Source organism: Actinomycetospora chibensis, from assembly GCF_028737215.1.
GTDB classification, from domain to species: domain Bacteria; phylum Actinomycetota; class Actinomycetes; order Mycobacteriales; family Pseudonocardiaceae; genus Actinomycetospora; species Actinomycetospora chibensis.
Window position 1 is genome coordinate 173,207 of record NZ_JAQZAM010000004.1, and the last position, 12,407, is coordinate 185,613.

Here is a 12,407-nt window from a genome sequence, read left to right on the forward strand (position 1 = left end):
ACCCGGCTCCCGCGCGGCGGGTCGGACCGACCGGAGGAGACCCACCGTGGGCCGCTACACGCTGCGGCGGCTGCTGCAGCTGATCCCCGTCTTCCTGGGGACGACGTTCCTCGTCTACTGGCTCGTCTGGGGCCTGCGTGAGGACCCGTTCGCCGGCAAGTGCGGGCAGCGCGAGTGCTCGCCCGCCTTCCGGGCCGCGCTGACCGAGCGCTACAACCTCGACGACCCGCTGATCGTCCAGTACCTCAAGTACCTCGGCGCCGTGCTGACCGGGGACTTCGGCCAGACGTTCTCCGGCACCGAGGTGTCGACGCTCATCGCCGACGCGTACCCGATCACGATCAAGCTCGCGATCGTCGCGCTCGTCATCGAGGCGGTCATCGGCATCATCGCCGGCGTCGTCGCCGGTCTGCGGGGACGCGGCTTCGCCGACACGCTCGTCCTGGTCTCGACGCTCTTCCTCATCGCCCTGCCGGTGTTCGTCACCGGACTGGTGCTGCGCCAGGTGCTCGGGGTGGACCTCGGGATCATCCGCACGTCGGTCCCGGCGAACCCGTCGATCGGGGAGCTGATCGTCCCGGGCTTCGTGCTCGCGAGCCTCTCGATGGCCTACGTCGCGCGGCTGACGCGCACCAGCCTCATCGAGAACAGCCGCGCCGACTTCGTGCGCACCGCCGTCGCCAAGGGCCTGCCCCGGCGCCGCGTCGTCGGGGTGCACATGCTGCGCAACTCGCTCATCCCCGTCGTCACGTTCCTCGGCACCGACATCGGCGCCCTCATGGGCGGCGCGATCGTCACCGAGGGCGTGTTCAACATCCGCGGGATCGGCGGGCTGATCTACCGGGGCCTGCAGCAGCAGGACATCGCCACGGTGGTCGGCGTCGTCGCCCTGCTCGTGATCGTCTACCTCGTCGCCAACCTCGTCGTGGACCTGCTCTATGCCGTGCTCGACCCGAGGATCCGCTATGACTGAACTCGCGACGTCGCCGGCCGCCGCGGACGAGGCCCCGGCCGTCGAGGAGACCCGAGGGCTGTGGGTCGACGGCTGGGCCGATCTGCGGCGCCGTCCCCGGTTCTGGATCGCGGCCGCGCTCATCCTGGTGCTGCTGCTGATGGCCCTGGCGCCGTCGCTGTTCACCTCGGTGGACCCGGCCGTCGGCGAGCTCTCCCGCTCGCGGCAGCCCCCGGGCGACGGCGCGATCTTCGGCTACGACCTCCAGGGCCGCGACGTCTACGCGCGGACCATCTACGGGGCGGCGCCGTCGCTCGCCGTCGGCTTCCTCGCGACCCTCGGCACGATGGTCATCGGGTCGCTGGCCGGCCTGCTCGCCGGCTACTCGCAGGGCTGGGCGGACTCGCTGCTCTCGCGGATCGGGGAGGTCTTCGCCGGCCTGCCGTTCGTCCTCGGCGGCATCGTCATCCTCACCTCGCTCAACGAGCCGGGGGAGATCGTGGGCGCCCAGGAGCTGGTGTTCCAGGTGGTGCTGACGATCGTGGTGCTGACCTGGCCGGTGGCCATGCGGATCATGCGGGCGGCCGCCATCGAGACCGCCCAGCAGGACTACGTCAAGGCGGCCCGGGCCCTCGGCGCCGGCCCGTTCCGCATCGTGCTGCGGCACATCCTGCCCAACACCCTCGCGCCGGTGCTCGTCTACGGCGCGATCCAGTTCGGCGTCTTCATCGGCGCCGAGGCGACGCTGTCGTTCCTCGGCATCGGCCTGCGCGACCCCGTCGTCTCCTGGGGTGTCATGATCGCCGAGGCGAAGGACCGGGTGCAGGACATCCCGTGGGCGCTGTTCTTCCCGGCCGGCTTCCTCGTCGTGACGGTCCTGGCCTTCGTGATGATGGGTGACGCCGTGCGCGACGCCCTCGACCCCCGGGGACGGTGAGGCATGGCCCCCCTGCTGGAGGTCGAGGACCTCCGCGTCGAGTTCGGCCGCGGACCGGAGACTGCGTCGGTGCTCAACGGCGTGAGCTACCACGTCGACGAGGGCGAGACCCTGGCCGTGCTGGGCGAGTCGGGCTCGGGCAAGAGCGTGACCGCGCAGACGGTCATGGGCATCCTCGACCTCCCGCCCGGGCGGATCACCGGCGGAGCGGTGCGCTTCCGCGGCGAGGAGCTGCTCGGCGCCGACCCGGAACGCCGGCGGCTGCTTCGGGGCGAGTCGATGGCGATGATCTTCCAGGACGCTCTGTCGGCCCTGAACCCCGTCTACACCGTGGGCTTCCAGATCGCCGAGCAGTTCCGCTTCCGCCGGGGGCTGTCGCGCAGGGACGCGACGGCGCGGGCGGTGGAGATGCTCGACCAGGTCCGCATCCCGAACGCGAAGCAGCGCGTGAAGGAGTACCCGCACCAGTTCTCCGGCGGGATGCGACAGCGCGCGATGATCGCGATGTCGCTGGCGCTCGACCCCGAGCTGCTGATCGCCGACGAGCCCACCACGGCGCTCGACGTCACGGTGCAGGCACAGATCATGGACCTGCTCGACGAGCTGCGCCGCGAGCGCGGCATGGGGCTCGTCCTCATCACCCACGACCTCGGGGTGGTGGCGGAGGTCGCCGACCGGATCGCGGTGATGTACGCCGGGCGGGTCGTCGAGCACGCCGACGCCGCCACGCTCTACGCCCGGCCCGGCCACCCGTACACGCGGGGGCTGATGGACTCGGTGCCGCGCGTGGACGATGTCGCGGGCGCCCCGCTGCGGCCGATCCCCGGCCTGCCGCCGAGCCTCGCGGCGATCCCGGACGGCTGCCCGTTCCACCCGCGCTGCGCGCACGCGGTGGACCGCTGCGTGACCGAGGTCCCGGCGTTGCGCGAGCTGGGTGGGGACCACCAGGCGGCCTGCCACTTCGCCGAGCGCTTCGTGGCCGAGGGGACCGACCGTCCGACGACGCACGAGGTGGTGTCCGGGTGACCTCTCCCATCCTGTCGGTCCGCGACCTGGTCAAGCACTTCCCGATCACGCGGGGCGTGCTGTTCCGCCGCACCATCGGGCACGTCCGCGCCGTCGACGGGGTCTCGCTGGACCTCCACCCTGGCGAGACGCTCGGGGTGGTGGGCGAGTCGGGCTGCGGGAAGTCGACGCTCGCCCAGGTCCTGATGCGCCTGATCCCCCCGACGGGGGGCACCGCGACCTTCGAGGGCGAGGACCTCTTCGCCAAGAAGGGCGCGGCGCTGACGGCCTGGCGGCGCGACATGCAGATCGTCCTGCAGGACCCGTACACGTCGCTGAACCCGCGCAAGACCGTCGGCGACATCGTCGGCGAACCCTTCGACATCCACCCCGAGGTGGCGCCGAAGGGCGACCGCCAGCGGCGGGTGCAGGAGCTGCTCGAGGTGGTCGGGCTCAACCCCGAGCACATCCGGCGCTACCCGCACCAGTTCTCGGGCGGGCAGCGCCAGCGCATCGGGATCGCGCGGGCGCTGGCCCTGCGGCCCAAGGTGATCGTGTGCGACGAGCCCGTGTCGGCGCTCGACGTGTCGATCCAGGCCCAGGTGCTCAACCTGCTCGGCGACCTGCAGCGCGAGTTCGGGCTGGCGTACCTGTTCATCGCCCACGACCTCGGCGTCGTGCGGCACCTCTGCGACCGCGTCGCGGTGATGTACCTGGGGTCGATCGTGGAGTCCGGGAGCGCCGAGGACATCTACCGGCGCGCGAGCCACCCCTACACCCAGGCGCTGCTGTCGTCGGTGCCGGTGCCCGACCCCTCGCTGCGCGGGCGCCGCGAGGCGATCCGTCTCAGCGGGGATGTGCCCAGCCCGGCCGACCCACCCTCGGGCTGCCGGTTCCGCACGCGCTGCCCGAAGGCCCGGCCCGTGTGCGCGGAGGAGCCCCCGGCGCTCGAGGTCCGGGCGGCCACCGACCACCCCGCGGCGTGCCACTTCGCCGAGCCCCCGCATCTGGTCCGGTCGGAGTAGCCCGGTTCATGTCAGCGAAGTGCCGTCGCAGACGTTGAGTGTCCGTATCGGTACTTCGATCACTCGCGCGCTGGTCCGGTCAGACGAGCTGCCCGTCGCGGGCGAACATGCGCGCGGCCGGCCACGCCGACAACGACCGGCCCGCGGCGTGGACCATCGCCGGGCCGGGGTCGACCCGGGTGCGGTGGTGGGTGTCGATCAGGTGCACGGTGACGCCGGGCAGCCGCGTCCAGCCCGCGGCGCGGTAGAAACCCTCGACGTCCGGCCCGCACGACACGAAGCCGAAGGGGACGTCGAGGTCGACGAGGGTCGCGACCACCTGCGCCATCAGCGCCCGGCCGACACCGTGCCCGTGCTGGCCGGGGTCCACCGCGACGAGGCCCACGTCCCCGACGAGGACGTCGGGCCCGTCGGGCAGCGCACGCAGGAACCGGCGGATGATCCCCGCGTGTGCCACGGGGGTCTCACCGGCGCGCGCGATTACCCGCAGCTCGGGGCGGGCGCCGGCCCAGCTCCGGCCGTCGCCGAACCGGACGGACTGCGCGGCGTAGGCGCGTCCCAGGAGCGCGGCCAGCGACGCGTGCGCCGCGTCGTCCAGCTCGGTCTCCCACGACACCGACCAGGTCACGTCCGTCACGGCGACCAGTCTCGTCCCACCCGGCGCGGACGGGCACGTCCGGACGGCCTAGCGTGCCGGGCGTGAGCCTGCTGCTCGTCCACGCCCACCCGGACGACGAGACGATCACCTGCGGCGGGTTGATGGCGCTCGCGGTCGGTGCCGGGGTGCCGGTGACCCTCGTGACCTGCAACCGCGGCGAGCTCGGCGAGGTGATCCCGCCCGGGCTCCGCCACCTCACCGGCGACGCGCTCGGCGAGTACCGCGAGGGCGAGCTCGCCCGGGCCTGCGCCGCGCTGGGCGTCACCGACCACCGCTGGCTCGGCGGCGACGGGACCGGGGTCGGACCGTGGCACGACTCGGGCATGGTGCTCGCGGGTGCGGGCATCCGCGCCGCCGCGCCCGCGACGATCGACGCCGGCGCCTTCGCCGCCCCCGAGGCGTTCGGGGCGCAGGTCGAGGCGCTGGTCGCGGTCCTGCGCGAGGTCGAGCCCACCGTGGTGATCACCTACGACGAGGGCGGCGGCTACGGCCACCCCGACCACGTCCGCGCCCACGAGGTGACGGCGGCGGCGGTCGCGGCCGTCGACCCGGACGCCGCGCGGATTGCGGTGGAGGCGACCGCGGCGGCGCACGACGAGGTCGACGCCGGCCTCGCCGCCCTGCGCCGGCGGGCGTGGCTGCCGCTGCCCGTGCCGCCGGTGGAGGACCTGCCGACGGTGCCGGACGCGACGATCACCACCCGGATCGCGCTGGGCGCCGCACGCGTGGCCAAGCTCGCCGCCCTGCGGGCCCACGCCACCCAGATCGCGGTCCACGACGACGGCCGCGAGCCGCCGGCCTACGCGCTGTCCAACGACCTCGCCCAGCCCGTCCTGCCGACCGAGTGCTTCGTGCACCTCCGGGGCCCGGCGGGCGGCCTCGACGCCCTGCTCCCGCCTCGGTGACCGCGCCCGACGAGAGCAGCGAGGGCGTCCCCGACCGCGCCGGGAGCAGCGAGGGCGTCCCTCGCTCCACCACCGGCGGGCCCCGGCGCCGCCCGGTGCTCGCCGTGGTCGTGGTGGTGATCCTCGCCGTCGACGCGATCCTGCTCGCCTGGACCGAGATGGCGTGGCTGACGGTGCGCACCGAGGCCACCGGGTTCCCGCTGCCGCTGTCCGCGCTGGTCGCGGCGGTGACGACGCCGCTGCTCGTGCTCGCCGCCGACGCCGCGATGCCCCGGTCGGCCGCCCTGTTCGCCCCGCTGGGGACGTGGACGCTCACGATCGTCGGCGCCGGGCTGTGGAGCCCGGCGGGGGCGGGGGTGCTCCCGCCGGACTGGCGCGCGATCCTGCTCCTCGCCGCCGGTGTCCTGCCCGCGCTGGTCGTCGGGATGCGCCGTCCGGGCCGGTACGACCCCCTCCCGCCCGCCCCCGGACCCGTGAGACACGGGCCCGGAGACGGTTGAGCGGCGCGGCGGTCGGGAACCGACCGGCCATGCCCGCCATCCCGGACGACCACGTCGTCCGCGTCCTGCGCCCCTTCGTGGCCGCCACCGGCCCCGTCCTGCGGGGCCTGCGTGACGCCGACCCGTTCCGGCTCGGACGCCTCGCCCGCCGCCGCGCCCTCGAACTGCAGGAGAGCGGCGGTCGAACCCCCGAGGAGGCGCCGACCAGCCGCCGGGGGCAGGCCGCACGGGTCGTGCGCACCGGACGCGCCCGGGCGCTCGACCGGCTCGCCACCTCCAAGCTCCCCGGCACCCCGCGCTGGCAGACGATGAGCCCCGAGGAGCGCGACGACTGGTGGGTGTCGCGGGTCGGGCGCTTCACCTCCGTCGTCGCCTCCATCCCCGGGATCGGGGGCGCGCTGGCCCGCCGGCTGCCGGTCTCGGACATCCTCGGCATCGCCGCGCAGGGCCTGGTGATCTGCGCGATCGCCGGTGAGCACGGGCTGAACGGCCGCGACGAGCAGGTGCGGCTCCTGGCGTCGGTGCTGTTCGGGCGCGACGTCGACCCCTCCCGCCACGGCGACCCCCACTCGGCCGACGTCGAGCGCGAGGCAGGCGAGCTCAGCGGCACGGTGGGGGAGGAGAAGGAGGAGCGGGGCCGACTCTCGGCCCTCGCCCGGGCGGTGTGGCGGATGGGGACGACGCTGTGGGGCCTGCAGTCCGAGCTCGACCGTCGCCCCAAGGGCAACCGGGCCTGGCGGACGCTGGCCAACGTGCCCGTCGTGGGCGCCGTCGGGAGCTACCGCAGCGAGCGTTCGGGGCTCAAGCGCGCGGCCCGCGCCGCAGCGCGCTGGGTCGCCCGTGAACAGGGACGACGGTGACGGTGGACAGCGCCGCACGTCGCGGGACGGTGGGGGGTGTGGCGGCCGACACGGCCCGAAGGACCAATCGGACCCTCCCCGCACGGGCGTGGGGCGGCGGCGACCGGAATACTCGCCGCAGGCGTCCCCCGTGGGCTCCGCGTGACATCACCACGCGAGGGCCGGGGCGTGCCGGACGACGCGAGTGAGGAGCAGGAGCAGACGTGACGTACGTGATCGCAGAACCGTGTGTCGACGTGCTCGACAAGGGTTGCATCGAGGAATGCCCTGTCGACTGCATCTACGAAGGGGGCCGGATGATGTACATCCACCCCGACGAGTGCGTCGACTGCGGGGCGTGCGAACCGGTCTGCCCGGTCGAGGCCATCTACTACGAGGACGACGTCCCGGACCAGTGGTCGGTCTACACGCAGGCGAACGTCGACTTCTTCGACGAGCTGGGGTCGCCGGGCGGTGCCTCCAAGGTCGGCAAGGTCGACCGTGACGTGGGCCCCGTGCCCGCGCTCCCGCCGCAGGGGGAGTGAGCCCGAGGGGGTCCGTCGGCGTGGGGGTGCGTTTCCCCGCGCTGCCGGACTTTCCGTGGGACAGCCTGACCGCGGCGGCGGCCGTGGCCCGCAGTCACCCCGACGGCGTGGTGGACCTGTCGGTCGGGACGCCGGTCGATCCGGTGCCGACGGCGATCGGCGAGGCCCTCGGCGCCGCGTGGAACTCCCCGGGCTACCCGCAGACGTGGGGCACCCCTGCCCTGCGGGAGGCGGCCGTCGACGCGCTGGCCCGCCGCCACGGCGCAGGGCTCTCCGACCGCGAGGGTCTCGACCCGGACGCCGTGCTGCCCACGATCGGCTCGAAGGAGCTGGTGGCCTGGCTCCCGACACTGCTCGGCCTGGGGCCCGGCGACATGGTCGCCTTCCCGGACCTCGCGTATCCCACCTACGAGGTCGGTGCGCAGCTCGCCGGCGCGGAGCCGGCACGGGTCGGTGACGACGAACCACTGCCCGAGAGCACGCGGCTGGTCTGGCTGAACTCGCCGTCGAATCCCACGGGCCGTGTCCTCGAGGCCGGCGCGCTGGCCGCGCGCGTCGAGGAGGCCCGAGGCCTGGGCGCGGTGGTGGCGTCCGACGAGTGCTACCTCGCCCTGCCCGGGCGCGGTGTCGTCACGACGTCCGTGCTGGACCCGGTCGTGCACGGTGGCAGCGTCGGGGGCCTGCTCGCGGTCCACTCGCTGTCGAAGACGTCGAACCTCGCGGGCTACCGCGCCGGGCTCGTGCTCGGCGACCCCCACCTCGTGGCCGGCCTGCTCCAGGTGCGCAAGCACGCCGGGATGATCGTGCCGCGCCCCGTCCAGGAGGCGATGACGGTCGCGCTGCGCGACGACGAGCACGTCGCCGCGACCCGCGCGCGCTACGACGCCCGCCGCGACGTCCTGCGCCCCGCGCTCGAGGCCGCCGGCCTGCGCGTCGAGCACTCCCGGGCGGGCCTGTACCTGTGGGCCACCGCGGACGAGCCCTGCCGCGCCACCGTCGACCGCCTCGCCGGGCGCGGCATCCTCGTGGCCCCCGGCGAGTTCTACGGCCCCGCCGGCGGGGCGCACGTCCGCGTGGCCCTCACCGCCTCCGACGAGCGCATCGCCGCGGCCGCGGAGCGCCTGGCGGGGTGATCCCGTCGTGACGGACACCCCGCTGACCGGGACCCGACCCGCCGTCCGCCCGGTCGTCGTCCTCCTCGCGGTCCTGGCGCTGGGCGTCAACCTGCGAGCAGCGCTCTCGGTCTACCCGCCGCTGCTGGAGACGATCCGCGCCGACCTCGGGCTCTCCGCCGGGTTCGCGGGGCTCGTGCAGGCCGCGACGATCCTGATGATGGGCGCCGGGTCCTTCGCCGCGCCGACCCTCGCGCGGCGCGTCGGCCGCGAGCAGGCTGCGGCCCTGGGCATCGCGGCGATCGCGCTCGGCACGGCGACCCACGGGGTGCCGGCGGCCGTGACCCTGGTCGTCGGCAGCCTCGCGATCGGGCTCGGCATCGGTGTCGTCGGGGTGGCCATCACCGGCGTCGTCCGCGACCACCTGCCCGAGCGGGCCGGCGCCGCCACCGGCCTGTACACGGTGTCGATGATGGGCGGGGCGACGGTCGCCTCGCTCACCGCGCTGCCCCTGCAGGACGCGCTCGGCGGCTGGTGGTGGGCGCTGGCGGCGTGGACGGTGCCGGCCGTGCTCGCCCTCGTCGTGTGGTGGCCGGCGACCCGGCGCCTCCACGACATCCCCGCGGCGGCGCCGGTGCGGCTGCCGTGGCGCAACCGTTTCGCCCGGCTCGCGGTGCTGTTCCAGGCGATGTCGTCGGTGCAGTTCTACGGGTGGCTGACCTGGCTCGCCCCCTTCTACGAGGCGCAGGGGTTCTCGCCGGCCCGCGCGGCGGTGCTGCTCTCGGTGTGGAACGTCGTGCAGATCCCCGCCGCCCTGCTGGTGCCGCTGGCCGCGGAGCGGCGCCGCGCCTGGGCGCCGTGGGCGGCCTTCTGCGTGGCCTGCGCGGCGATCGGCGTCACCGGGACCCTCGTCACCCCGGTGCTGCCCGTCGTCGGGCCCTGGGTGTGGGTCGTCCTCGCCTCGGTCGCCGTGGGCGCGGGGTTCCCGCTCGGTCTCGCCGTGGTCGCGTGGCGCACGCCGGACGGGGCCACCTCGGCGTCGGTGTCGGCGCTGACCCTCGGCTCGGCCTACCTCCTCGCCGCCGTCGCCCCACCCGTGATGGGTGTGCTCATCGACCTCGCCGGCTTCCGCGCGGCCCTGGGCGTCATCGCCGCGGGCGTCGTGGTCCAGGGCGTCGCGGTGGTGCGCCTCGGACCGCGCCGGGTCACCTACACCTGACCGGCCCCCGTGGCTACGAGGTCGACGGCCGCAGTGGGCGGGTGAGCCGGGCGTGCACCGGCTCGACGACCCGGGCCGCGATCGGCCCGAGGATCGCCATGAGCAGTACGTAGGTGGTGGCCAGGGGGGCCAGGCCGGGGTCGACGGTCCCGCTGGCCAGCGCCAGCCCGGCGATGACGATCGAGAACTCCCCGCGCGCGACGAGCGCGGCCCCCGCTCGCCATCGGCCGAGGCGCCCGACCCCGATCTGGTGCGCCGCGAACCAGCCGGCGCCGAGCTTCGTCGCCGTCGACACGATCGCGAGCACGATCGCGGCCGGCAGGACGGCGGGGATCTGGCGCGGGTCGGTGTTCAGGCCGAACACCACGAAGAAGATCGCGGCGAACAGGTCGCGCAGCGGGGCGAGCACCCGCGTCGCGTTCTCGGCGGTGTCCTCGGAGATCGCGATACCGAGGAGGAACGCCCCGACGCCCGCGGAGACCTGCAGCTGCGAGGCGATGCCGGCGACGAGCAGGGCGATGCCGAGCACGCGGAGCAGGAAGACCTCGGAGGACGGCGACTCGACCACCGCCGACACCGCCCGCCCGAACCGCAGCGCGACGACGAGCACGACGATCAGCAGGCCGACGGCGATCGCGACCGTGCGCAGCCCGGCGACCAGGCCGAGCGCGGCGAGCGCGGCGGTCGTGATCGGCAGGTAGAGGGCCATCGCCAGGTCCTCCATGACCAGCACGGAGAGCACCGCCGGGGTCTCCCGGTTGCCCAGCCGGCCCAGATCCTCGAGGACCTTCGCGACGATCCCGGACGACGACACCCACGTCACGCCGGCCATCGCGAGCGCACCGAGGGGACCCCAGCCGAGGATCAGCGCCGTGATCGCGCCCGGTGCGGCGTTGAGGACCATGTCGACGATCCCGGCCAGCCAGGACCGCTGCAGGCCGCCGACCAGGTCGGAGGCGGAGTACTCGAGACCGAGGAGCAGGAGCAGGAGGACGACCCCGACCTCGCTCGCCACGCCCGTGAACGGCTCGATGCCCTCGAGGGGCAGGACGCCGCCCACACCGAACGCGAGCCCGCCGAGCAGGTAGAGCGGCACCGGCGAGATGCCGATGCGCCCGGCCACGCGACCGAGGATGCCGAGCCCGAAGAAGAGCGCGCCCAGCTCGATGAGCGAGAGGGCGGTCGTGTGCACGGGTGGAGGTCAGCCGTCCTCGAGGATCGCGGCGGCCCGGCCGAGACCCTCACCGGTGCCGACGACGACCACCAGGTCGCCCGCGCGGAACACGAACTCCGGCCCCGGGGACGGCGACACGACGTGGTCGCGGATCACGGCCACGATCGACGTGCTGGTGCGGGTCCGCATGGCGGTGTCGCCCAGCGTGCGGCCGTCGTAGGGCGACCCTGCGCCGATCGGGAACTGCGCGGTCATGATGCCCTCGACCTCGCGCTGCTGGTCCTGCAGCTGCGCGACGAGGTTCGGCGCGCCGAGCAGTGTGCCCAGGGCCTGGCCCTCGGCGTCGGTGAGCCCCACCGAGGCGCTGCAGGAGTCCGGGTCCTCGCGCCCGGACACCAGCAGCTCGCGGTGCCCGTCGCGGTGGGTCAGCACCCCGATGCGGCGCCCCGACGTCGTCGCGAACTCCTGCTTGGTGCCGATCCCGGGCAGACGGGTGACCTCGACGTCCACGATCGTCAGGTTACGTCGGCCTAATCGTTCGCGTGGAGCGCGGCGTTCAGCTCCACCTTCGCGCCCTGGGTGCGCGGCAGGGCGTGCACCGCGCCGGTGACCGAGTCGCGGCGCAGCAGCAGCCCCGAGCGCCCGGAGAGCTCGGCGGCCTTGACCACCCCGCCGTCCTCGAGGGTCACGCGGGTCCCGGCGGTGACGTAGAGGCCCGCCTCGACGACGCAGTCGTCACCGAGCGAGATCCCGATGCCGGCGTTGGCGCCGAGCAGGCAGCGCTCGCCGATCGAGATGACCTCCTTGCCGCCCCCGGACAGCGTCCCCATGATCGACGCACCACCGCCGACGTCGGAGCCGTCGCCGACGACGACGCCGCCGGAGATGCGTCCCTCGACCATCGAGGCGCCCAGCGTGCCGGCGTTGAAGTTGACGAAGCCCTCGTGCATGACCGTGGTGCCGGACGCGAGGTGCGCGCCGAGGCGCACGCGGTCGGCGTCGCCGATGCGCACGCCGGAGGGGATGACGTAGTCGACCATGCGTGGGAACTTGTCGACCGCGTAGACGGTGACCGGGCCGCGGGCGCGCAACCGCGCGCGCACCCGCTCGAACTCCGGCACCGGGCACGGGCCGTGGTTGGTCCAGACGACGTTCGCGAGGTGGCCGAAGATCCCGGTGAGGTCGACGCCGTGCGGCGGCACGAGCCGGTGGGAGATCAGGTGCAGCCGCAGGTAGACGTCGTAGGCCGAGGCCGGCGGGCCGGTGAGGTCCGCGACGGTGCGCACGGCGACCACCTCGACGCCGCGGGCCTCGTCGCTGCCCAGCGCCTCGACCAGGGACGGCTCGAGATCGCCGGCCGGCACCAGGACCGTGCCCGGCTCCTCGGCCATCCCGTCGGCCGCGTCCGAGAGCTCGGGCAGCGGGTACCAGGTGTCGAGGACGGTGCCGTCGGCGGCCACGGTGGCGAGGCCGACGCCGACGGCACGGGAGGAACGCGGGGCGGCGGGGGTGCTCATCGTCCGCCAGGCTATCGGG

The 12,407-nt window shown here is 74.5% G+C and carries 14 protein-coding genes; 10 read left to right on the forward strand and 4 right to left on the reverse strand.

What is annotated here, in order from left to right; genetic code table 11:
- Positions 1-46: 46 nt before the first annotated feature.
- From PH189_RS07650 to PH189_RS07665, 4 genes are read left to right on the forward strand one after another with little or no spacing between them, the layout of a single operon-like run.
- The gene (locus tag PH189_RS07650) at positions 47-973 is read left to right on the forward strand and encodes an ABC transporter permease (RefSeq protein ID WP_274188171.1); all 927 of its coding nucleotides are present in this window, start codon (positions 47-49) and stop codon (positions 971-973) included.
- A complete protein-coding gene (locus PH189_RS07655; protein ID WP_274188172.1) occupies positions 966-1,889 on the forward strand; it encodes an ABC transporter permease in 924 nt (307 codons plus the stop codon). Before PH189_RS07650 ends, PH189_RS07655 begins: the two co-directional genes overlap by 8 nt.
- 3 nt (positions 1,890-1,892) lie before the next feature.
- Complete coding sequence (locus tag PH189_RS07660) at positions 1,893-2,915, forward strand: ABC transporter ATP-binding protein (RefSeq protein WP_274188173.1); 1,023 nt, start codon at positions 1,893-1,895, stop codon at positions 2,913-2,915.
- The gene (locus PH189_RS07665; RefSeq protein WP_274188174.1) at positions 2,912-3,919 is read left to right on the forward strand and encodes an ABC transporter ATP-binding protein; all 1,008 of its coding nucleotides are present in this window, start codon (positions 2,912-2,914) and stop codon (positions 3,917-3,919) included. Before PH189_RS07660 ends, PH189_RS07665 begins: the two co-directional genes overlap by 4 nt.
- A 79-nt stretch (positions 3,920-3,998) precedes the next feature.
- Here PH189_RS07665 and PH189_RS07670 read toward each other — a convergent pair whose 3' ends face one another.
- The gene (locus tag PH189_RS07670; protein ID WP_274188175.1) at positions 3,999-4,556 is read right to left on the reverse strand and encodes a GNAT family N-acetyltransferase; all 558 of its coding nucleotides are present in this window, start codon (positions 4,554-4,556) and stop codon (positions 3,999-4,001) included.
- Positions 4,557-4,618: 62 nt separating this feature from the next.
- On the opposite strand from PH189_RS07670, the gene mshB reads away from it, so the two are divergent.
- From mshB to PH189_RS07700, 6 genes are all read left to right on the forward strand, one after another.
- A complete protein-coding gene (gene mshB / locus PH189_RS07675) occupies positions 4,619-5,482 on the forward strand; it encodes an N-acetyl-1-D-myo-inositol-2-amino-2-deoxy-alpha-D-glucopyranoside deacetylase (protein ID WP_337994137.1) in 864 nt (287 codons plus the stop codon).
- Positions 5,479-5,982: a hypothetical protein gene (locus tag PH189_RS07680; RefSeq protein ID WP_274188176.1), complete on the forward strand. Its 504-nt coding sequence runs from the start codon at positions 5,479-5,481 to the stop codon at positions 5,980-5,982. The genes mshB and PH189_RS07680 overlap by 4 nt, the downstream gene beginning before the upstream one ends.
- A 29-nt stretch (positions 5,983-6,011) precedes the next feature.
- A complete protein-coding gene (locus PH189_RS07685) occupies positions 6,012-6,842 on the forward strand; it encodes a hypothetical protein (RefSeq protein ID WP_274188177.1) in 831 nt (276 codons plus the stop codon).
- Between the two features lie 203 nt (positions 6,843-7,045).
- Positions 7,046-7,366 (forward strand): ferredoxin, encoded by a 321-nt coding sequence (gene fdxA / locus PH189_RS07690; RefSeq protein ID WP_274188178.1) that lies wholly within the window; start codon positions 7,046-7,048, stop codon positions 7,364-7,366.
- Between the two features lie 26 nt (positions 7,367-7,392).
- Entirely contained in the window at positions 7,393-8,499 is a 1,107-nt protein-coding gene (gene dapC, locus PH189_RS07695; protein WP_274188359.1) for a succinyldiaminopimelate transaminase, read from the forward strand.
- A 7-nt stretch (positions 8,500-8,506) separates the two neighbouring features.
- Entirely contained in the window at positions 8,507-9,697 is a 1,191-nt protein-coding gene (locus tag PH189_RS07700; RefSeq protein ID WP_274188179.1) for an MFS transporter, read from the forward strand.
- 13 nt (positions 9,698-9,710) lie between these two features.
- On the opposite strand, the gene PH189_RS07705 is transcribed toward PH189_RS07700, so the two are convergent.
- The 3 genes from PH189_RS07705 to dapD are packed head-to-tail and all read right to left on the reverse strand — an operon-like array spanning position 9,711 to position 12,388.
- The gene (locus PH189_RS07705; RefSeq protein ID WP_274188180.1) at positions 9,711-10,889 is read right to left on the reverse strand and encodes a cation:proton antiporter; all 1,179 of its coding nucleotides are present in this window, start codon (positions 10,887-10,889) and stop codon (positions 9,711-9,713) included.
- A gap of 9 nt (positions 10,890-10,898) precedes the next feature.
- Positions 10,899-11,381, reverse strand: coding sequence for a cation:proton antiporter regulatory subunit (locus PH189_RS07710; protein ID WP_274188181.1), 483 nt, complete (start codon positions 11,379-11,381; stop codon positions 10,899-10,901).
- Between the two features lie 20 nt (positions 11,382-11,401).
- Positions 11,402-12,388 (reverse strand): 2,3,4,5-tetrahydropyridine-2,6-dicarboxylate N-succinyltransferase, encoded by a 987-nt coding sequence (gene dapD / locus PH189_RS07715; RefSeq protein ID WP_274188182.1) that lies wholly within the window; start codon positions 12,386-12,388, stop codon positions 11,402-11,404.
- Positions 12,389-12,407: the final 19 nt, after the last annotated feature.